This is a genomic window from Sphingomonas sp. HMP6, from assembly GCF_013374095.1.
In the GTDB taxonomy this organism is placed as follows: domain Bacteria; phylum Pseudomonadota; class Alphaproteobacteria; order Sphingomonadales; family Sphingomonadaceae; genus Sphingomonas.
In genome coordinates this window covers 266,928-288,445 of the sequence record NZ_AP022672.1, presented here as the reverse complement: position 1 = coordinate 288,445, position 21,518 = coordinate 266,928, and the positions used below count along the sequence as shown (strand labels likewise).

At 63.2% G+C, this 21,518-nt stretch carries 18 protein-coding genes and 1 pseudogene; 14 read left to right on the top strand and 5 right to left on the bottom strand.

What is annotated here, in order from left to right; genetic code table 11:
• The first annotated feature begins 229 nt into the window (after nt 1-229).
• Complete coding sequence (locus tag HMP06_RS01430) at nt 230-565, top strand: helix-turn-helix domain-containing protein (protein ID WP_176495473.1); 336 nt, start codon at nt 230-232, stop codon at nt 563-565.
• Nucleotides 558-1,805, top strand: coding sequence for a type II toxin-antitoxin system HipA family toxin (locus HMP06_RS01425; RefSeq protein WP_176495472.1), 1,248 nt, complete (start codon nt 558-560; stop codon nt 1,803-1,805). Before HMP06_RS01430 ends, HMP06_RS01425 begins: the two co-directional genes overlap by 8 nt.
• A gap of 480 nt (nt 1,806-2,285) precedes the next feature.
• Here the strand turns inward: HMP06_RS01425 and istB (HMP06_RS01420) are convergent, their stop codons facing one another.
• Nucleotides 2,286-3,026, bottom strand: a complete 741-nt coding sequence (istB, locus tag HMP06_RS01420; RefSeq protein ID WP_176495471.1) for an IS21-like element helper ATPase IstB — start codon at nt 3,024-3,026, stop codon at nt 2,286-2,288.
• A gap of 13 nt (nt 3,027-3,039) precedes the next feature.
• On the bottom strand, nt 3,040-4,566 hold the full coding sequence (gene istA, locus HMP06_RS01415) for an IS21 family transposase (RefSeq protein ID WP_176495470.1): 1,527 nt from the start codon (nt 4,564-4,566) through the stop codon (nt 3,040-3,042).
• A gap of 176 nt (nt 4,567-4,742) precedes the next feature.
• On the opposite strand from istA (HMP06_RS01415), the gene HMP06_RS01410 reads away from it, so the two are divergent.
• The 5 genes from HMP06_RS01410 (at nt 4,743) to HMP06_RS01390 (ending at nt 11,916) form a co-directional block, all read left to right on the top strand.
• Nucleotides 4,743-5,534, top strand: a complete 792-nt coding sequence (locus tag HMP06_RS01410; protein WP_176495469.1) for a hypothetical protein — start codon at nt 4,743-4,745, stop codon at nt 5,532-5,534.
• Between the two features lie 74 nt (nt 5,535-5,608).
• Complete coding sequence (locus HMP06_RS01405; RefSeq protein WP_176495468.1) at nt 5,609-8,233, top strand: AAA family ATPase; 2,625 nt, start codon at nt 5,609-5,611, stop codon at nt 8,231-8,233.
• A gap of 211 nt (nt 8,234-8,444) precedes the next feature.
• Nucleotides 8,445-10,412: a site-specific DNA-methyltransferase gene (locus tag HMP06_RS01400; protein WP_176495467.1), complete on the top strand. Its 1,968-nt coding sequence runs from the start codon at nt 8,445-8,447 to the stop codon at nt 10,410-10,412.
• Nucleotides 10,412-10,687 (top strand): DEAD/DEAH box helicase family protein, encoded by a 276-nt coding sequence (locus HMP06_RS01395; protein ID WP_176495466.1) that lies wholly within the window; start codon nt 10,412-10,414, stop codon nt 10,685-10,687. The genes HMP06_RS01400 and HMP06_RS01395 overlap by 1 nt, the downstream gene beginning before the upstream one ends.
• 63 nt (nt 10,688-10,750) lie before the next feature.
• A protein-coding gene (locus tag HMP06_RS01390) for an IS3 family transposase (protein ID WP_443026492.1) occupies nt 10,751-11,916 on the top strand; the annotation gives its coding sequence in 2 pieces (ribosomal slippage) (nt 10,751-11,003 and nt 11,003-11,916; 1,167 coding nt in all).
• Nucleotides 11,917-12,254: 338 nt separating this feature from the next.
• On the opposite strand, the gene istB (HMP06_RS01385) is transcribed toward HMP06_RS01390, so the two are convergent.
• The gene (istB, locus tag HMP06_RS01385; protein WP_269473422.1) at nt 12,255-13,094 is read right to left on the bottom strand and encodes an IS21-like element helper ATPase IstB; all 840 of its coding nucleotides are present in this window, start codon (nt 13,092-13,094) and stop codon (nt 12,255-12,257) included.
• A 17-nt stretch (nt 13,095-13,111) separates the two neighbouring features.
• Nucleotides 13,112-14,599, bottom strand: coding sequence for an IS21 family transposase (gene istA / locus HMP06_RS01380; protein WP_176495463.1), 1,488 nt, complete (start codon nt 14,597-14,599; stop codon nt 13,112-13,114).
• 80 nt (nt 14,600-14,679) lie between these two features.
• Between istA (HMP06_RS01380) and HMP06_RS01375 the strand changes: the two genes are divergently transcribed.
• The 7 genes and pseudogenes from HMP06_RS01375 to HMP06_RS01350 all read left to right on the top strand — a co-directional run bounded on the left by HMP06_RS01375 (nt 14,680) and on the right by HMP06_RS01350 (nt 21,289).
• A complete protein-coding gene (locus tag HMP06_RS01375; protein ID WP_197940718.1) occupies nt 14,680-15,162 on the top strand; it encodes a lytic transglycosylase domain-containing protein in 483 nt (160 codons plus the stop codon).
• 292 nt (nt 15,163-15,454) lie between these two features.
• A pseudogene (locus tag HMP06_RS18055) lies at nt 15,455-16,090 on the top strand (hypothetical protein); the annotation flags it as partial.
• A gap of 180 nt (nt 16,091-16,270) precedes the next feature.
• Nucleotides 16,271-17,503, top strand: a complete 1,233-nt coding sequence (locus tag HMP06_RS18050) for a DUF3363 domain-containing protein (RefSeq protein WP_443026503.1) — start codon at nt 16,271-16,273, stop codon at nt 17,501-17,503.
• A gap of 68 nt (nt 17,504-17,571) precedes the next feature.
• Nucleotides 17,572-18,156 carry a TetR/AcrR family transcriptional regulator gene (locus HMP06_RS01365; protein WP_176495461.1) on the top strand — a complete coding sequence of 195 codons (585 nt, stop codon included), beginning with the start codon at nt 17,572-17,574 and terminating at the stop codon, nt 18,154-18,156.
• Between the two features lie 39 nt (nt 18,157-18,195).
• Entirely contained in the window at nt 18,196-19,095 is a 900-nt protein-coding gene (locus tag HMP06_RS01360) for an NAD(P)-dependent oxidoreductase (protein ID WP_269473421.1), read from the top strand.
• Nucleotides 18,995-20,314 (top strand): MFS transporter, encoded by a 1,320-nt coding sequence (locus HMP06_RS01355; RefSeq protein ID WP_232089808.1) that lies wholly within the window; start codon nt 18,995-18,997, stop codon nt 20,312-20,314. Before HMP06_RS01360 ends, HMP06_RS01355 begins: the two co-directional genes overlap by 101 nt.
• 75 nt (nt 20,315-20,389) lie before the next feature.
• A complete protein-coding gene (locus tag HMP06_RS01350; RefSeq protein WP_176495459.1) occupies nt 20,390-21,289 on the top strand; it encodes a LysR family transcriptional regulator in 900 nt (299 codons plus the stop codon).
• On the opposite strand, the gene HMP06_RS01345 is transcribed toward HMP06_RS01350, so the two are convergent.
• Entirely contained in the window at nt 21,281-21,493 is a 213-nt protein-coding gene (locus HMP06_RS01345) for a helix-turn-helix domain-containing protein (protein WP_176495458.1), read from the bottom strand. The two genes, HMP06_RS01350 and HMP06_RS01345, sit on opposite strands and share 9 nt — an antisense overlap.
• Nucleotides 21,494-21,518: the final 25 nt, after the last annotated feature.

Genomic DNA, 21,518 nt, shown 5'->3' with positions numbered 1-21,518 from the left:
TCCGCCATCTATCGGCAGGCGCGGCGGCGACATCATTCCGAAAGTCACCCCAGCCCGCACCGCCGCCTCTACGCCAGACTACGCCGGCCACGATTCAGCCTCCCGGAATTATACCGTCACGGGCTCGGTCCGCCATCCCCCTTTTAATGGGATGGCCATCGCGCGAGGGCTAGGAAAATTGTGATCTTCGTGCTACATATATAGCCAATCTGTAGTGCGAAGGTTTCAAATGCCTACACCACATAATCCTCCCGCCGCTGTGCGGCGCGCCCTGCGCAAGCTCGGTGCGGACATCCACGATGCACGTCGGCGTCGGCGGCTGCCGATGGCTGTCGTCGCGGAACGCGCCTTCACGTCCCGCTCGACCCTGCAAAAGGTCGAGGCTGGGGACACCAATGTCAGCATCGGCATTTATGCGGGCGTCCTTCAGGCGCTCGGCCTGCTCGACGGTCTGGGCCAGATCGCCGACATCGGCAACGACCCGGTTGGACAAGCGCTGGCCAGCGCGGAACTACCCAAGCACGTCCACCTCAAGCGAACAGTCGGATCATCTAGCGATGGCTGATTTCGAGGCACATATCGACCTGGACGGCCGCACGCGCCCTATCGGCCTGGCGAGGAGCAATCGCGTCCGAGGCACGGAGACTATCCTTTTCGAATATGATGCCGCGTGGCTCGTTGATCCCGACCGGTTCTCGCTCGAGCCTGCCCTTGCCCTGACCCGTGGTGCCTTCGCCCCTCCTGCCGGACTGGTGACTTTCGGCTCCATCGGAGACTCCGCGCCCGACACATGGGGCCGCCGCCTGATGCAGCGGGCCGAGCGCCGTCTTGCCGAACGCGAAAGCCGCGCCGTGCGCACCCTGGCGGAAAGCGATTACCTGCTCGGCGTCGCCGACGAGACCCGCCTAGGCGCACTCCGATTCCGCTGGGCAGGCGAAGAGACGTTTCAGGCGCCGATCCGCGCCGGTGTCCCCGCCCTGATCGAACTCGGGCGACTGCTCCAGATCACCGAGCGGATCCTCCGGGACGAGGAAACGGACGAGGACCTTCAACTCATCTTCGCCCCCGGCTCCTCCCTCGGCGGCGCGCGGCCGAAAGCGTCGGTCATCGACCAGCACGGACACCTCTCCATCGCCAAATTCCCGAAGGAGACCGACGAATACAGCATGGAGACGTGGGAGGAGATTGCGCTGCGGCTGGCTGACCAGGCCGGCATCACCACCCCTCACCATGAGCTGATTGAGGTCGCCGGCAAGGCGGTGATGCTATCGCGGCGCTTCGATCGCGCCGGCCCGATCCGCATTCCTTTCCTGTCAGCGATGGCGATGATGGGCGCCAAGGACGGTGAGCGCGGCAGCTACCCGGAGATCGTCGATGCTCTTACGCAACATGGTGCGCAGGGGAAGACGGACGCTCATGCCCTATATCGGCGCGTCGTCTTCAACGTGCTGATTTCCAATGTCGACGATCATCTGCGTAACCATGGTTTCCTTTGGCTCGGCAAGGCAGGATGGTCTCTTTCTCCGGCCTATGACCTCAATCCTGTGCCCACCGACCTCAAGGCGCGTGTGCTGACGACGAACATCGACCTCGACGAGGGCACCTGCTCGCTTGACCTGCTTGAGGCGGCTTCGGAGTTCTTCGGCCTCACACTGCTGCAGGCCAGAGCAATCGTCAAAGAGGTCGCGACCGTGACCGCGACGTGGCGTGAAACCGCCAAGACGGCCGGCGCCCGCTCTGCAGAGATTACCCGGATGGCCAGCGCCTTTGAGCACGATGATCTCAAGCGGGCGCTGGCGCTATGACCCGAACCTTCATCTACAGCTTCGCACCTCCATCACTTGACCCGTCCCCCGGCGCGACCATCGCGCTAGACGTCTCTGAGATCGAAGACGCCGGCATTCGCGAAGTGCTGCAGACGCCGGGCGCAGCCTATGGCGCGTGGTCAATCTTGGATGCACTGCTAGCACCGACCGGCGCGGGCACGTCCTTCATTTTCAGACAACCGCTTGGCCAGGCGCGCGAAGTGAAGGTCGCGTTGTCAGGCCTGTTCGGACGGTTCGTTGCCCGCGCTTATCTCGAGCGATATTTCGATCTCTCCATCTTCGCCCATCTCGGCAACCACATGATCGATCTCGACCGTCGCAAGCAGGTCAGGATGCTGATTCCGACGAAGTCGCCCCCCGTTTCCGAGATGATCGCGCCCCCTGATTCCGAGATGATGTCGCCCCCCGGAAGCGGGGCCTTGTCGGCAATGATCGTTGTTGTTTCGTTCGGTGCTTACGTCAAGCGATCTGGCTGGTTTTCGCACGCCGCATGCTATCGCCATCGAGGTCGAGCCGATGGGCGTTGTGGACGAGGCGATCGAGGATCGCGTCGGCATAGGTCGGATCCGCGATCACCTGATGCCAACTGGCGATGGGCAGCTGGCTGGTAACGATCGTCGAGCGCCGCCCGTAGCGTTCTTCGAGGATCTCGAGCAGATCGTGGCGCGCGAGTGCGTCGAGCGGCTCCAGGCCCCAGTCGTCGAGGATGAGTAGCTGCACGCCGCCGAGCTTTCGCAGCAAGCGTTCGTGACGACCATCCCCGCGGGCAAGCGCGAGGCTGGTGAACAGCTTGGGGACGCGCTGATAGAGCACCGAGCGATCGTCGCGGCAGGCCTTGTGACCAAGCGCGCAGGCAAGCCAGCTCTTACCGACCCCGGTGGGTCCGGTGATGACCAGATTGTCGTGGGCGGCGATCCAGTCGCCGACCACGAGCTTCACGACCAGCGCGCGGTCGAGCCCGCGGGGTTTGCGATAATCGATGTCCTCGGGCGAGGCCTGATGGCGCAGCTTGGCGAACCGCAGCCTGGCGGCAAGCTTGCGATCGTGACGGACGCCCCATTCGCGATCGAGGAGGAGTGCCAGCCATTCGGGATGGGTAAGCCGATCCGCTTCGGCATTGGTGGCAAGTTCGTCGAACGCCCTGGCCATACCGGCCAGGCCCATTTCGTTCAGCCGATCAAGCGTCGGATGTGCGAGCATCGTCGTGTTCCTTTCAGTGATAATAGCGTGAGCCCCGGATGTTGGGATGATCGACCGGCGGGCTCTCAACCGGAGGCGATGACGGGATCTGGTCGAGGTTCTTGTCGAGGATCGATCTGACCGAGCCGTAGGTGAGCGCACCGATATCGAGCGCGCGCGAACAAGCCGCTTCGATCCGCTTGGCACCGAAGCTGCGCGTCATGCGCATGATGCCCATACAGGCCCGGAAGCCCTGCTCGGGATGGCGCCGTTCAACGAGGATCTTCTCGCACAGCAATGCCGTACATGGCCCGATCGCGGTCGCATCGCGCGCGATCCGCTCTACTGTCCAGTCGGCAAAGCGCCGGTGCGACGAGGGCATATGCTCCGGGATCGTGGTATGGCGGCCATTGCCCGAGCCGCGCATGTGCGCGGCGATCCGCTCGCCCTTGTGGAACAGCTCGATGGTCGCCGCGGTGATCCGCGCTTCGATCGGCTCGCGTGCGAAGCGGTATGGGACGGAGTAATAATGCCGCTCGATCTCGACGTGATAATCGAGTCCTGCGCGCCTGCGCCGCCATTCGGCGTAGACATAGGGCTCGGCTGGCAGCGGCTTCAGCGCGGGCCGGTCGATCTCTTCGAACAACTGACGACGCGTCTGCCCAACCCGGCGCAGCACGCGCCGATCGTTCAACTCGGCAAGCAACCCGGCGATCGCGGCGTTCAGTTCGGCCAGGCTGTAGAAGATCCGACGCCGAAGGCGTCCGAACAGCCAGCGCTCGACGATCAGCACGGCAGCTTCGACCTTTGCCTTATCGCGCGGGCGGCGCGGCCGCGTCGGCAGCACCGTGCTGTCGTAATGCGCCGCCATCTCGGCATAGCTGCGGTTGACCTGCGGATCGTAAAGACAAGCCTTGATCACCGCGACCTTCGCATTGTCGGGCACGAACAGCGCCGGCGCACCGCCGAACATTGCGAGCGCGCGCGTGTGCGCCGCCAGCCAGTCGGGCAGCGTCTCGGTCCAGCTTCCCTCGGCATAGGTCAGGCTGGACGCCCCCAGCACCGCCACGAAGATATGCGCGTCACGCACTTCGCCCGTCAGTCGGTCGATCACCACCGCGATCTTGTCGCCCGCATAATCGACGAACAGCTTGTCACCCGGCGCATGGTTCTGACGCATCGTAACCGGCAGCTTCATCGCCCAGCCGCGATACAGGTCGCAGAATCGGCTGTAGCGATAGCCGGTCGGATGCTCGGCGATATACTCGTCCCACAACACCTGCAGCGTGACATGCTTGCGCTTCAGCTCGCGATGAACTTGCGCCCAGTCGGGTTCGGGACAGCGGCGGTGGCCGGTCTTCTTGCCCGCATCGCGGTAGAGTGATGCCTCCAGCGCAGCATCGCCGAGCGTCTCGTCCAGCGGCCATCTCAGTCCCGCATCCGCGACACGCTTCAAGGTCGCCCGCACCGTCGAGGGCACCGCACCCACGCGCAGCGATATCGCCTTGTATCCCAGCTCCTGTTCGAACCGGTATCTCATCATCTCGCGGACACGTCGCATACTCACCCTTCCCGCCGGCATCATTCACTCCTTCGGACAGACCCAAAGGAGCGACGATAACCCTGCCGGCGATCCCGGTCCGACCCACCCCGCAAGGGGGCGACATCATCTCGGAATCCGGGGGCGACTATTTCTCGGAATCCGGGGGCGGCATTATTTCGGAATGAGGGGGCGGCTTGCCTCGGAATCAGCAGGTCAGGATCAAGCGCCTTGCCCGAGGCGACCTCCCCGACTGGATCGCATGCAAATCCGATCTGACCTCACTCACGATCGCGGAGGCCAAGGGCTGTCACGACCCGGGCGGACCGGCGAAAGCACTCGCGCGCGCCTGGACGCAAGCCGGGCGCATCGACGTGACGGTCAAAGGCCGAAAGGTCACCGTAAAGCGGATCGCGGTCGCCAGTCGGTGGGGCGTGGCCAATTCCAATCCCGCTGACGCCCACCTGTCGGTTCGCGATCCCATCGACAAGGGCGATCCCATCGATCCGCAAGACAAGGACGCCCCCTTCATCGGCCTGCTTCGTCTGCATGTCGCCAGTATGATCGAACCTCTGGGGCATGCAGAACTCGCCCAGGCGCTGCGCGCTCTGACACGCCAACCCTTTCCGCGACCACTCCGGGATGCCGCCGCTCGCGCGCGCGGCGCACTCGACAGTGCGCCGATAGGACAAGTGGAAAAGACCCACGATATCGGCGGCCTGGTGGGCGGGATCGTCACGCGGGCCGGCCCGATTACCGACGCGGTCGCTAGTACCGTCGATCAGGAGGCCCTGGCCCGGCTCAACCTTCGTCCGGTTTTCGTCGGAGTAGACCGGGATCTGATCCGTGCGGCAATCGATGGCGAAGCGGAGACCATTCGCGGTCGTCTGGCTGAAAAGGTGAGCCCCGATGAGTTCGCGCGACCGGATCGCGCTGGCGGCTGGATCATCCCGCTCGGCACGGAACGACGCATAGTTGGAGGGGCCTGATGAGACACGGCCAATTGGAAATATCAAAAAAAGCTGGCCAATCAAAGTAGGGCCAAATGGGGGAGTCCAGGACGATGAATGAAGAGAGTAATGACCTCTCGAATGAGGCCGAGGCGCTTGCCGATATCCTGACATGGTCAGCCGACCTGCCCGGCTGGCAGCGTGACGCCTTGCGCCTGCTCTGCGGCCAGACGAAGCTTGAGCCCGCTGACATCACCGCCCTCGTTGCCGTCTGCAAAGGTGACAACCCTGCTGTTCCGCTGGACACCAGCCACATTCGCGATCCCGCCGCGAGCCACGCCGTCGTCAGCCTGGGCGCCTTGCATGGCCTGGCGAACGTCAACGCCCTCGCGCCGGGCGAGCGGCTGTCCTTCGGCAAGACCGGCCTCACCGTGATCTATGGCGACAACGGCGCCGGCAAATCGGGATACGCCCGCGTCCTCAAGCAGCTCTGCCGCGCACGCTCTCCGAAGGGCGACGCCATTCTGCCGAATATCTATGCCGGCTCTGGCGGCGTACCGACCGCCAGCATCGATTTCTTCATCGGTGGGCAGAAGCGCAGTGCGACGTGGAGCCAGGGCGGCTCAGCCGATCCGATGCTGTCAGCCGTCAGCGTCTTCGACTCGCGAACGGCCAACGTCCATGTCGAGAACACCAACGATCTCGCCTATACGCCGCTTCCTTTGCGCATTCTCGCCGGCCTCGCGCAGACGTGCCAGGATGTGAAGGCCAAACTGTCGGCCGAGATAAAGACGCTGGAACAGCAGACGCCAGTTGTCTTATCAAAACCTGAGTGCAAGCCGGACACGGCGGTGGGCAAGGTAATCGCCAGCTTGTCCGGCAAGACCAAGCCCGACACCATCGAGAAACTCGCCGGTCTCACCGCGCAGGAAGAGGCGCGGCTCCAGACCCTGATTACCGATCTCTCCGGTGATCCCGCCCGGACCGTCCGTCAGCTACAGACTCAGGAAACCCGCATCACGGCGGTGATAGACCAGATCAAGCGATTGATTGCCGGCGCTAGCGACGGGAACCGGACCACCCTGCGCGAAGCCCACCTCCGTCTCGCCACGGCGCGCGACGCGGCTGCGGCCGCCTCTGCAAGTCTCTTTGCCGAAGAACCGCTGCCGGACATCGGCTCGGATATCTGGAAGGCTTTATGGGAAGCGGCCCGCGCCTATTCGCGCGAAGCCGCCTATCCCGGACAGCCATTCCCAGTAACGGCCCCTGACGCCCATTGCCTACTGTGCCAGCAGCCGCTGGGCGAAGAAGCCGCAAGGAGGCTCACCAGCTTCGAAGCATTCGTCCAGGACGAGAGCAAGCGTCGCGAAGAGGATGCCGCTGACGCCTATGACGAACTGATCGAGCAGCTATCGTCTCAGGTCTTCCTGACGAAGAATATCCCGGTGTTCGTCGCCCTGATCCGCGACGATATCGGCGAGGCCGAGCTGGCGAAGGCCCTTCGCCGGCAGATCGTTCAGTTGTGCTGGCGCCTGCGGGCGGTGCTGCGAACCCATGCCCGTGAGGTCCTGCCGACGTTGCCACCGGAGGCCGTCGCCTCGCTGGACGAGTTGCGCGGCCTACTGGACGGGATCGCCACCCGGATCGAGGGCCTGCAATCGGAGGCAAACTCCCCGCAACGCGCCGCCCTTGTCGCCGAACGCGACGGCTTGGCCGACCGCAAATGGCTCGGCGGCGTGAAGGCCGACGTGCTTGCCCAGATCGAGCGCGCGAAAGCCGTCGAGGCGCTTGAAAAGGCCAGCAAGGACACTGCCACGAACAAGATCACGACGCAGAGCGCGCGGATCGCCCAAGCCCTCGTCACCAACCGCTTGCGCGGTCGCTTCGCAATTGAGGTCAACAAGCTCGGCGTTGCAGGCCTCGCGATCGAGCTTCAGCAGGCGAAGACCACGGCCGGCGTCCCCTTCTTTCAGGTGCGCCTGATCAACAAGCCGGCCGAACCCGTCGGCAAGGTTCTAAGCGAAGGCGAACATCGCTGCGTCGCGCTCGCCGCATTCCTCGCCGAGCTGTCGACAATCGACGCGCAGTCGGCGATCGTCTTCGACGACCCGGTGTCCTCGCTCGACCACCTGCATCGCGATCGGGTTGCCGCGCGTCTGGCTGAAGCCGGCGAGAGCCGCCAGGTCATTGTGTTCACCCATGACATGGCCTTCCTGCTGCTAGTCGACGAAGCCTGCCGGGCGACCAAGGACCGGGCGGCAACGCCCGTGTCCTACCGGCTGATTAGCCGCGGCACTGACCATGCCGGCTTCTGCCATCAAGATCCGCCCGCCAACGTCATGCCCCTCGACAAGGTGATCGACGGCATGAAAGCCCACCTGGCAAATGTGAAGATCCATCACGAACGCGGCGATCAGGCGAAATGGCAGTGGGAGGTAACATCCTTCCAAGACCAGCTTCGCACCACCTGGGAGCGCGCGGTGGAAGAAGTGGTAGGGCCGGTGATCCGTCGACTGTCCCGCAAGGTCGATACGACCGGTCTGATCAAGCTCACCATCCTCACTGACGTGGACTGCACGGTAATGCGCGAAGCTTTCGGCCGCTGTTCGGCGCTGCTTCACAGTCAACCTGGGGAGATTAATCCCCGTTTGCCCGCGCCTTCAGTGATCGAGATCGAGATCGACGCGCTGGCCATGTGGATCTCCGACATTCGCACCAGGCAGGAGAAGGCGGCATGACGGCTCATCGTTGCCACCCCGTTCGTGCCAGGCCACGGGCCCCAGATAGCCGCCCGCCGGCATTGGGCTTGGCCGACCAGCAAAACCCCCACTATAGCTCCTATCAAGGGGCCATGAGTCGCGCCCGGGGATTGCTCGACAAACAAGAACATAATAGGAACACTCTGGCGAATAGCCAGCGAGAATCCAAAATACTCAAGGTGACGAAGTGATGCCAGATCTTCAGGGCGACGAACTGAGTAACGAGCTTGCAAAACTCGACAGAGACGACCTGGAGCGGATGGTCAGGGGGCTGCTGACCAACGGGGTTGCCCTCAGCTTTTATGGCAAGCGAACTGCCCTCGAGATCTATCGCCGCGTCCGTCCCCGCGTGACGAGGCGGGAGCCGAAACTTCACGTCGGAAGCCCCGCAGACCAAGCCTGCAACCTTCTTATTGAAGGTGAAAACCTTCAGGCAATGGTCACGCTGTACAAATACCGTGGCGAGGTTGACCTGATCCTTACCGATCCGCCGTACAACACTGGGCAATCGTTCAGGTATAATGATAAGTGGGACAACGATCCCAACGACCCTGATCTTGGCACTATCGTTGCCAAAGAGGACGGCTCACGTCACACCAAGCGGATCAAAACCATCATGCCTCGCCTTCAAATGATGAAGGCGATGCTAAAGCCGTCGGGCGTGGTCGCTATTTGCATCGACGACAACGAACTCTTCCACCTTGGCATGATGATGGACGAGGTCTTTGGAGAAGAGAACCGTATCGCGATTATTAATTGGCAGAAGACCACACCGAAGAATGCGCGTCACGTTTCGACCGCCACGGACTACGCCTTGGTGTACGCGAAGGATAAGTCTCTTAGTTCGACCAAACTCCTTGCTCGATCTGAAAAAGCCGATTCTAGATTCGGCAACAGAGATGGAGATGAGACTGGGGACTGGAAACAGGGGGACGTGACCGGCAAGCGTAGCCCTACCTCGCACAAATCGAGCACCTATGCCATCCAGTCCCCATTTACCGGTGAGCTACATTGGCCGCTTGAAACGCGACACTGGGCATTCGAGAAAGCGACAATTCGAAAGTGGCTTTCCGAGTGGGGCTCTCAGTACGAGGAGCGAGAGTTAGGAGACGGCAAGCCGAAAGCGATCGTTATCAAGGGTGCGCCGACGCGGTCGTCCTCGTCATTCGATCCCGCCCATCCGAAACTGGTCGAAGCACGAGGGAAAGCACTGGCGAGGCTTGAAGCCGGGAACTGGCCTAAGTTGTATTTTGGTGTGAAAGGCGACGCCCAGCCGATGCTGAAAGTGCACGCCGCTCACGTGAAGATGGGCTCCGTACCAACGACGTTCTGGGTTGATGAGGCCGATCCAGACCGGCTGACCTCGATCGGCGCAGTATCCTGGGCAGCAACGGAATCGGGCCGTAATCGCGAAGGCATCGAAGAGCTGGATGCCATCGTCGGCAAGGGCCACGGTTTCGAGACCGTGAAGCCCATGTCCCTGTTCAAAAAGATCATCATGCTTTGGTGCCCGCCCGGCGGCTTGGTCATGGACCCGTATGCCGGTTCGGGGACGACGGGCCACTCGGTTCTCGCACTCAATCAAGAGGCGGACAGTGATCGTCGTTTCATTCTGATTGAACAGGGAGCACCGGAGAACGGAGACAAATACGCTCGGACGCTGACTTGGAAACGCTTGCATAATGCGGCGACAGGCCAGCGCCCCGATGGGAGCACCGCCGAGCCCCTTGGTGGAGGCTTCGAGTATCGCCTCCTGACGAAAACCATTGACGCTAAAACAGTGTTGTCGATGCAGCGCGACGAATTGATCGACATCGTCCTTACGTCGCATTGGGAGTCTCAGCGGAGAAGCGCGCCGAACTTGAGCGTGTTCGACGATACTGATTATCAGTATTTAATTGGCACAGACGATGCGGGCGAAGGTTACTTCCTGATATGGGACAACGGGGGACCTGTTGGTTCCCTTGATCTTGACACCTATAGGACAGTCGTCAACGAAGCCAAGCGCGCAGGAATCAAGACTCCGTATCATGTGTACGCACGCTACGAGACTTATCAGTCCCCCAATGTGAGGTTCTGGAAAATTCCTGACCGAATTCTTGCGCATCTTGGTCTCAATGAAAACGATGAATTCAATAGTCCGGAGGAGGTAGCTTAATGGACCTCTTCAAGTTCCAAGAGCAGGCTGCTTCGCAGATCGCTTCACGGTTTACCGACTACGCATCCAATCCGCTGATGGTAGATCGCCTGACCACGGTGCCATTCCTACAGACGCTCGCGTCGATAACGGGAAGTGGCAAGACGCTAGTCTTGGCAGATACGATCTCGCAGATACGTGACCGGCTGCCAGTACAGCCCATCGTGCTGTGGGTTTCCAAAGGGAAAATCGTTGTTGCGCAGACCTATGCCAACTTGTCGTCCGGCAGGTACTGACGTGACCCCCGTTTTTTCCTCCAGTTGGAGCTAGAGTCCGACCCCGGAAGAAGGGACGGACAGATGAAGCGGAAGCAGTTTTCGGAAGAGCAGATCATCGGCATCCTGAAAGAGGCCGAGGCTGGCGCGGTGGTGACGGATCTGTGCCGGCGCTACGGGATGTCCAGCGCGACCTATTATGCGTGGAAGGCCAAGTTCGGCGGTCTGGAGGTGTCCGATGCGAAGCGGTTGCGGGCGCTCGAGGAGGAGAACGCCCGTCTCAAGCGGTTGCTGGCGGACACGATGCTCGACAACGCGGGTCTGAAGGACCTGCTATCAAAAAAATGGTAACGCCTGCCGCGAAGCGGGAAGCGGTCGCGCATCTCCAGACGGCGCTGGGGATGAGCGAGCGGCGGGCGTGTGCTGTCGTCGGGGCGGATCGCAAAAGCATGCGGTATCGCTCGTGCCGGGCGGATGATGGCGACCTGCGGTCGCGTCTGCGCGAGTTGGCGCAGCAGCGCCGGCGGTTCGGCTATCGGCGGCTGCATATCCTGCTGCGGCGCGACGGCATGACGATCAACCGCAAGAAGACCCAGCGGCTCTACCGCGAGGAAGGTCTGACGGTGCGACGCCGAAAGGGCCGCAAGCGCGCCGTCGGTGCGCGGGCACCGGCACCCGTGTTGGCGCTGCCCAACCAGCGCTGGAGCCTGGACTTCGTCCACGACCAGATGGCCACGGGGCGGCGGTTCCGCATCCTCAACATCGTCGACGACGTGACGCGCGAGTGTTTGCGAGCGGTGCTCGACACGTCGATCTCGGGCAAGCGGGTGGTGCGCGAGCTGGGTGATCTGATCGCCGAGCGCGGTGCGCCCAGGATGATCGTCAGCGACAACGGGACCGAACTGACCTCGAACGCGGTTCTCGCGTGGTCGGGCGATGCTTGCGTCGAGTGGCACTATATCGCCCCGGGAAAGCCGACGCAGAACGGGTTCGTCGAGAGCTTCAACGGTCGCATGCGCGACGAGCTGCTCAACGAGACGCTGTTCTTCACGGTCCGCCAGGCGCGCTCGATCCTCGCGCACTGGGTCGATGACTACAACACCGAGCGGCCACATTCCTCGCTCGGCTACGCCACACCGGCGGCCTTTGCCGCCGACCTCGAAAAGCAACGGGCGGGTTTAAACCCGCCCGTTGCTTCGCCCGCGCTCCTGCGCGACAACAACGGTCGGTCTCTGGCTGCCGCTGGATGAAAGACGGGGGTCACGTCAGTACGCCGACAACATTGCTGGCTTCGCGGTTAAGCCCCTCCTCCAAGTGGCACCCTCCGACATTGAAGACACATCGAAAGGGCTGTTGCTCGTTGCAACGGTCGGTAAGTTCGCGGTGGAGGCCGAGTCCGGCGGGGATCGCAAGGTATTTGAGGCTCAACTTGATCTCGCCAGTGAATCGCTTTGGGATCTGCTGACTGTCAACGCCGGTCGGATTCCAGGCCAGCGGGGCGGAGTAAAAGCAGGCCATTGTTGATGCGGGCCTGACGATATGAAGAGGGCCCCGATCGGGGCCCTCTTCATATCGTTGTCGTCGTCGATCAGGTGTCGGTGATCTCGCCGGTTTCGGGGTCGATGATCTCGGTGCCCTGGTTTTGCTCTGCCCTTGCGGCCGAGCGTCGACGGCCGGCGGACTGCTTCAGCCGGTAGCTGTCGCCGTTCATCGTCAGGATGCTGACGTGGTGAGTGAGCCGGTCGAGCAGCGCGCCGGTGAGCCGCTCGCTGCCGAGCACCTGGGTCCAGTCCTCGAACGGCAGGTTGGAGGTGACGATCGTGGAGCCACGCTCGTACCTTTGGGAGAACACCTCGAACAGCAGCTCGGCGCCCGTGGGCGACAGCGGCACATAGCCAAGCTCGTCGATGATCAGCAGCTTCACCGCTGCAAGGTCGCGCTGCATCTTCAGCAGGCGCCGTTCGTCGCGCGCTTCCAGCAGCTGGCTGACCAGCGCGGCGGCGGTCGTGAACGTCACGGTAAAGCCCTTCTGGCAGGCGGCCAGACCGAGGGCGAGCGCGACATGCGTCTTGCCCGTGCCGCTGTTGCCCAGCGCGATGATGTTCTCTCGCCGCAGGACATACTCACAGCGGGCAAGCTCCAGGACGAGCATCTTGTTGAGGCTCGGGATCGCGGTAAACTCGAACGTGTCGAAGCTCTTCACCGCCGGGAACCGTGCCGCGCGGATGCGCCGCTCGATCGTGCGCCGTTCGCGATCGATCAACTCGAGCTCGATAAGCCGCAACAGATAGCGCGGGTGGTCGGTGCCATCGCGCGCGCACTCGCGGGCCACCTTGTCATACTCGCGCAGCACGGTGGGCAGCTTCAACTGCTTGAGGTGATGGGCCAGCAGCACCTGCGGCGTGCCGCTCATCGTGCCGACCGGCATCGTATCGGGTGCGCCGCTCATGCCGCCAGCACCGCATAATCGGCGGCCGAGGTCGTCTTCACCGCCGTTCGCGGCAGGTGCGGATACGCCGCCAGGTCGAGCCTGGCAGGTCGCTGCTCGATGCGCGCCAGCGCGATCAGCTTGATCGCATCGAACCCGACCGCGCCGATCTGGATCGCGTGAGTTACGGCACCCGTGACGATGTCGAGCGGCAGCGCCTCCAGCAGGCGCAGCACCTGGATAAACTCACGCTTGCCCCGGTTGCCCATCCGCGCTTCGAGCAGGTGTCGCAGGTGCTGGAACACGTCCGGCAACGCCCAGCCCTGCAACGCCGCGGCTTGGTCGAGCGCGCCGGGCTTGGTTTCGATCAGCGCCAGATAGTGGAGCGGGTCGGCGACGAACACGCCTTCGCCATAGCACCGCTGGTGGCGAGCGATCTCCTTGCCGCCGCACAGGATCACGACCTCGGCGACGAAGCCCTTCACCACCACGTCCTGGAAGCCGTAGGCGGTCGGCACCGAGTAGTCGTTGGTCCGATAGCGCACGAGCGCCATCGACGAGACCCGCCCGCTGCGCTTCTCGCAGGGCTCCAACGGCACCGCTGGCAGCGCCCGCAGCGCTGTGCGATCGGCCACCAGCCGCTCGCTGATCGTCTCGGCATGGCGGCCGGCACGATCGCGCTGTCGAGCGCGGCAGCGCTCTTCCAACATGGCGTTCAGATCGTCGAAGCTGGCAGCGTGCGGGACCGGCACCATGAAGTTGGCGCGCGAGAACTTGACCAGCCCTTCGACCTTGCCCTTGTCGTTGCCCTTGGCCGGCCGTGCGAAGCGATCGCGGAACAGATAGTGGCTGCACAGCTCGGTGAAGGCCCGCGTGCGTTCACGCTTCCCGTCGCCCAGGATCTTCGCCACCGCGATCGTCGTGTTGTCGTACAGGATCGACAGCGGCACGCCGCCGAAGAACGCGAACGCCGACACATGCCCGTCGAGGAACGCCTCCGTCGTCTCGCGCGGATAGGCCTTCACAAAGCAGGCATCCGACTGCGGCAGGTCCATGCACATAAAGTGGATCTTCTGACGCACGCCGCCGATCACGCCGACCGCCTCGCCAAAATCCACCTGCGCATGACCCGGCGGGTGTGACAGCGGCACGAACGTCTCGCGCCCTCGTGCCCGGCAGAGCCGAACATGGTCCTTCACCACGGTATATCCGCCGGCAAAGCCATGCTCGTCGCGCAGTCGTTCGAAGATCCGCTTGGCCGTATGCCGCTGCTTCACCGGCGCTGTCTGGTCCGCTTCCAGGATCGCATCGATCACCGGCAGCAGCGGCCCCAGCTTCGGCTTCGCTGCAGGCTCCTTGCGCGTATATCCCGGCGGCAGTGAGAACCGGCACATCTTGGCCACCGTCTCCCGGTTCAGCCCGAACACCCGCGCTGCCTCCCGACGGCTGTGACCCTCAACGAACACGAAGCGCCGAACGGCGGCATAGCTCTCCACGGCAAACATCCCCGGCCGCTCCCAAAAGAAGCAACCTTACCAACGGCCGGATTTTACTCCGCCACGCTCAGCACACCGCCGGCGTTCCGATGGCCTGCTTTGTCACCGCCGCATCCACGCCGACCTGGGCGGATTTGCGCGCCCGGTATCGGCTCGGCAGCGATCCCTACGAGCCGCGCGACAACATCCTGGCGGGCGCGGCGTATCTGCGCGAACTCTACGACCGCTACGGCTCGCCGGGATTTCTCGCCGCATACAATGCCGGTCCCGGACGCTACGAAGAGCATCTCGCGGGCCGTTCTTTGCCCGCCGAAACCCGCGCCTATGTCGCCACGCTCGCACCGCAGGTCGGCGGCGGCGAGATCACCGGGCCGGTCGTCGTCGCGGTGGCCGATCCACTGTCTTGGACCCGTGCGCCGCTGTTCGTCGCGCAGGCCGACCGCACGTCCGTAGCAGAAACTGCGCACTCCGGCGACACTTCGGCTGCGACGCCGGTGCGCGATGTCCCCGCCGTCGTGCCTCAGTCGGGCGGCCTGTTCGTGGCCCGAGCGGAACCGGGAGGGCCGCGATGAGAATGGCGCGGCAGTGTGGTGAGCCGTCCCTTTCAGTGTGCAGTAGGTTTGGGTGGGAACAGGCGGAATCAGGGTGGGGATGGGCAGAAGGGGTAGGAAGGCGGGAGGGCAAGATTAAAGCGGACGGCACCCCATGGGTCCGATCCGGGGGCCAAGCCCTTGTCTGCACACTGTTGGGGACGGCACTGTCGTTTCGCAGGGGTAGTGCCACGGGGTGCGGTAAACCCAGTATTCGCCGGGTTTTCGGCGGCACTATCGCCCGAAACCGGCGGTTCCGGCTCGGTTGCCGCCCATGAGCGGCGATGACGACAACCGCTTCCGGCCGAAGCCCGGTCGCATCCGCTTCGATGCGTCGAAGGCCGGCCAGGCGAAGAGCTTCCTCAGCAAGGTCAGGAAGATCGCCCGCCAGCATGGCGCGGCGTCCGGGCGGGTGTCGCGCGGCAGCGGCAGTGTATCCAGCAAGTCGGGCCGGAACGGCGCCGTCGCTTCCGGCCGGGGTGTGAAGCGCGGACGCGGCGCGGCTTTAGTTCGTGCCCGAAACCTGTCGAATGGCTGGAGTCATCGCCAGTCCGGCAGCCGCCGCATCATCGTCAAGTCGCGCTCGGTTCGTGCGGCTGGCAAGAGCGGCAAGGCCGCCGCCCATCTGCGCTATATCCAGCGCGACGGCACCTCGCGCGATGGCGAGCGCGGCCAACTCTATTCGGCCGGTGAGGACCGCGCCGACGGTGACGCCTTCCTTGATCGCGGCAAGGACGATCGCCACCAGTTCCGCTTCATCGTCTCGCCGGAGGATGCGACCGAGATCGAAGACCTCACGGGGCACACCCGCGATCTGATGCGCCAGATGGAAGCCGACCTCGGCACGCGGCTCGACTGGGTGGCGGTCAACCATTTCAACACCGGCCACCCGCATGTCCACGTCATCGTCAACGGCCACGACGATCTCGGCGAGGATCTGGTCATCAATGGCGACTATCTCGCCAATGGCATCCGCGAACGGGCAAGCGAGCTGGCGACGCTGGAACTCGGCCCCGTCACCGAGATCGAGCAGCGCCGCAAACTGTCTGCCGAGATCGACCAGGACCGCTTCACCCGCATCGATCGCGCGATGCTGAACGAGGCCGAAGGCGGCGCGCTCGATCTGCGCCACACGCCCGACGATCTGCGCGGTCAGGAGGACCAGACACTTCGCATCCGCCGTCTCGGCAAGCTGGAAAAGATGGGTCTCGCCACCGAGACGTCACCGGGCGTCTGGGAACTGAGCGATCGGCTGGAGTCGACGTTGCGCGAGCTGGGCGACCGCGGCGATATCGTTCGGACCATGCAGAAGGCCATGCGCGCCGAGGGCCATGACCGCGATCCGATGAGTTTCCAGATTCACGACGCCGCGCCCGCGATGCCGATCGTCGGCCGCGTCGTGGACAAGCATCTCTCCGACGAGCTGGGCGAGAACCTGACGCTGGTGATCGACGGCATCGACGGCCGCACGCATCACATCTCCGGCGTCGATCAGGCGAAGGTGGCGGACGCCCGCATCGGCAGCGTCATCGAGATCGGCGCGACGGACGCGGGACCGCGCCCTGCCGACCGCGCTATCGCCGGCATGGCCGAAGACGGCATCTACCGGCCGAGCCGCCATCTGGAGCAGGCTCGGTTCGATGGCCGTGTGCCCAGCGGCGACTATGAGGGGTTCGTCGATGCGCATGTCCGGCGGCTGGAAGCGCTGCGCCGCGACGGTATCGTCGAGCGGATCGACGTCGACCAATGGCGCATCCCGCAGGACTTCGAGGCCCGCGCTGCCGCACACGATGCGGGCCAAGGCCGCCAGCTCAATATCAGCGTTCTCTCGACCTTCGATCTGGAGAAGCAGATCATGGCGGACGGGACGACCTGGCTGGATCGGCGGTTGGTCGGAGGTGGCCCGTCAGACATCGGACCGGTGGGGTTCGGACAGGAGGTCAGCCAGGCGATGGAGCGCCGCCGCGAGCGTCTGATCGAGCAGGGCGACGCCACGCGCCAGCAGAACGGTCGCGTCCTCTATCGCCGCGATCTTCTATCGACGTTGGAGGCGCGCGAGGTCGCCCGCGCCGGGGCGGAACTGGCGGCGTCAAAGCCGATGCCGTTCCGTGCGGCCGGCGACGGCGAGACGGTGAGCGGCACTTTCACCGGGACGGTCCAGCTCACCAGCGGCAAGTTCGCCATTGTCGAGAAGAGTCACGAGTTCACGCTGGTCCCGTGGCGACCGGCGATCGACCGGCAGGTTGGCAAAGAGGTGACGGGGATAACGCAGGCCGGATCGGTGTCCTGGCAACTGGGACGACAACGGGGAATCACGATGTAACCAGGACCATTGACGGGCAGCAAACAGTGATTTATGGTATAGTCATTCAATAACTAAGTGACGCATTCATGGGCCGCCCGAGAGAGTTTGATGAAGAGCGCGTACTGGACGCGGTAATGGAGACCTTCTGGCGTCACGGCTATGAGGGCACTTCGGCGCAGTCTCTTGTCGATGCGACGGGCCTTGGGCGAGGCAGCCTTTATGCCGCTTATTCGAACAAGGATGGTCTTTTTGAGCAAGCTTTGCTTCGCTACCACAAGCGTGCGCGTGCGCATGTCGATCAACTCCGTCAGGAAGGCTCGCCAATTAATCGGTTGCGCGACCTGATGCAGGGCATTGTCGATGCCGATATCGAGGCTTCGGAAAAGCGCGGTTGCCTCGCTACCAACAGCGCGATCGAGATGGCCGGTCGCGATCCGAGAGTGGCCGACCTCGTACGGCAGAACTTCTCCATACTCACGCGCGGCATCGAGGAGACCATTCGGCGCGGCCAGGATGCTGGGGAAATTCGATCTAAGTTGGATGCCGAATCCCTGGCGCTCTTCGTCTTCAACTCGGTCCAGGGCCTGCGAGTCCTAGCCAAAACCACGCGTTTTGCAGACCGCGCTAAGCTTACCGCCATCATCAACCAGACACTGGCCGTGCTGACGTAATGGGCCTGTTTTTTTGGCCCATTATGGAACGTTCGTTAAATAAATACTTACAATCAGGAGCACCTCATGACAGACAACAATTCCAGACTTTCAATAGCCGTCCTCGGCACGGGCTTGATCGGCGCAGCCGTCGCTCGCAATCTCGCCCACAAAGGCTTTCAGGTTCGGGCGTGGAACCGCTCGGCCGAAAAGGCGCAGCGCCTCGCGATCGACGGCGTCCAACCTTTCGACAATCCGGCCGATGCTGTCCGTGACGCCGCCATTGTCTTGACCGTGTTGAAGGACGGTCAGGCAGTCATTGACGCGATGACTGCGGCATTGCCCGGTTTACGTCGGGGCGCGATCTGGCTCCAGCTCAGCACCGTAGGCGGCGAAGCCATTGACACGCTCGCCGGTTTTGCCGCCGACAATGGCATTGTCCTGTACGATTCTCCCGTGCAGGGCACGCGGCAGCCCGCCGAACAAGGCAAGCTGACGATTCTCGCTTCCGGGCCGGATAACGGACGCGACACGGCGCAGTCGGTTTTCGACGCCATCGGACAGCGCACCATCTGGGTTTCCGACAAACCCGGAGCGAGCAGCCGGTTGAAGCTCGCACTCAACGCCTTTGTTTTCGCCCTGACCCATGGAACGGCCGAAACCCTCGCGATCGCCGGGGCGCTCGGCATCGATCCGGCACTCGTGATCGAGGCCATCACGGGTGGCCCGCTCGATAGCGGCTATTTCCAGGGCAAGGCGGCCGCGATCCTGAAGGGCGACTATGCCACCAGCTTCTCGGTCGAGAACGGCGTGAAGGACGCGCGGCTAGTGGTGGAAGCGTTGGCCGGAACCGACATCCGTGCGGATCTCGTCGAGGCAGGTCTGGCTCGCTTTCAGCGCGTTGTCGCCGCTGGCCATGGCGAAATGGACATCGCCGCTTCCTTTCTGGCCGGTGCGTGATCCCATGACGGTATCCAAGAACAATCCCAGCTGCGCGCCGGAGACCGGGGCGACCCAAGATGGGTTGCCCGTCGGACAGTTGCTGGCGTTCACGGTGGCGGGGTTCCTCGCTATCATGACGGAAAACATGCCGGCCGGTCTGCTCCCACAGATCGGCACCGGTCTCGGGGTTTCCGAGGCAATGGCCGGTCAGACCGTGACCGTCTACGCGCTGGGATCGGTCGTCGCGGCCATTCCGATCATCGCGGCGACACGAAGCTGGAATCGCCGCCCGTTGTTCTTGCTGGCGATCGCGGGGCTTCTGTTCTTCAATACCCTGACGGCCATATCGGCGCATTACGGCCTGACGCTCCTAGCGCGCTTCATTGCCGGCATGGCAGCCGGGGTCATCTGGGGCCTTGTCGCAGGCTACGCGCGACGGCTGGCGCCGCCGCACTTGCAAGGCCGCGCACTGGCGATCGTCGGCGTCGGGCAGCCGATCGCGCTCTCGCTCGGCGTGCCACTCGGTGCCTGGCTCGGCGGTCTGGCCGACTGGCGGGCCGTCTTCTGGATCATGTCCGCCGTTGCGCTGGCCCTGCTGGTGTGGGTGCGGCTTGCTGTCCCCGATTTTCCCGGCCAGGCACAACAGGAGCGTCTCCCGGTGCGAAAGGTGATCACTCTCCCCGGTGTTCGACCGGTGCTGGTCGTGTTGTTCGCCTGGATACTGGCGCACAATATCCTGTACACCTATGTCGCCCCGTTTCTCATTGCGAGCCGCGCTGGACTGGGGGTCGAACTCATCCTGCTGGTCTTCGGCCTCGCATCCGTCATCGGCATCTGGGGAACCGGTATACTGGTGGATCGGCATCTGCGAAACGTCACGCTGCTTAGTCTGGTCGCGTTCGCAACAGCCGCTCTCCTTCTGGCAATCCCGCATGGTTCGGTGCCGCTCATACTGATCGGCGTTGGGATATGGGGGCTGACCTTTGGCGGTGCCCCGACCCTGCTCCAAACGGCCCTGGCCGACACTGCGGGCGAACAGGCCGATGTTGCGCAATCCATACTCGTTACGATCTTCAACCTTGCGGTGGCAGGCGGCGGACTCGTGGGTGGACTTGTAATGAACGAAGCCGGCGCAGGCTCGCTGCCATGGACGCTTCTGCCGCTGATCGTCATCGCGCTGGTCGCGGCATGGAATGCCACAAAGCACGGATTCCGCGTCGGACAACGGGCAACCTGAAGGGCGAGGTAGCGGGGCAAGCTCATGCGGCGACGATCACCAAATCGAAACAGTGCGGGCCAGAGGGCTGGCGCTATGGGGACGAGAATCCCTTTAGCCGCACTCAAGCAGGTGATCGTCGTCGCTGAATATCTGAACTTCCGACATGCAGCGAACTTCCTGGGTGTCAGCCAGTCGAGCGTCAGCACGCGGATCAAGGCGCTGGAAGAAGAACTTGGGATATTGCTATTCGAGCGTCGGCATCGGGGCGTGCGGTTGACCGAAGCCGGGCGCTCCTTCGTCGCGAAGATCACTGTGGGCATCGAACATCTGGATCTCGCCGTCACGACGGCTGGTGCGATATCAACCGGTGTGGTCGGACGTCTGCATATCGGCCTGCATTGTTCAATTGCGACCGGTTTCCTTGCCGATCTCCGCCGTCGGCATCGGAAAGTGTATCCGGATATGCAACTCGCGATCAGCGAGGGGCGGTCCGCTGAGGTACTCGGCAAAGTGCGGGACGGATCGCTTGATTTGGCCTTCGTCATGGGGGCCACGGATCTACCAGATTGCCATTCCCGTGTGGTATGGAGCGAAGCCTTCGTCATCGCGATGCCGATAGATCATCCAGTAGCGGGCGTGAAACGTTTGGAGTGGCTCGATCTCTCATCAGAAATCTTCATTGTCGAACACGGCGGCGCAGGTCCGCAATTACTGAACCATATCGCCCGCCGTATTGTCGAGCGGGATCGGACACCTAACATTCAGCGGTGCGACGTTGGCCGCGACACGCTGATGCACATGGTTGCCGATGGAGAAGGCATGACGCTCATACCCGAATCTGCTGCACATGTGCCTTTTCCCGGCATCGCGTTTCGGGCGATTGCTGACGAAACGGAACAGGCACGGTTCAGTGCGGTTTGGTCGCCGCATAACCGCAGCCCGGCGTTGAAAAACCTGCTCGACCTCGCCGCCGAGATGAACCGCTTAGCCTGATTTCTTTACAAGCTCAGCCGGTTCGATCCCGAGCGCGTCGGCGATCTGGCCGAGGACAGTGACGCTAGCCGACACATCGGCTCGCTCAACCGCCCCGATGTAACGCGCGCTCAAGCCTGCGCTGTCCGCCAGCTCTTCCTGCGTCAGTTGCTTGTCATGACGTATCCGACGCAGGTTGATCGCCATGATCTCCTTGAGATCCATGACGAAAGCGGAGCCTGAACAGGAA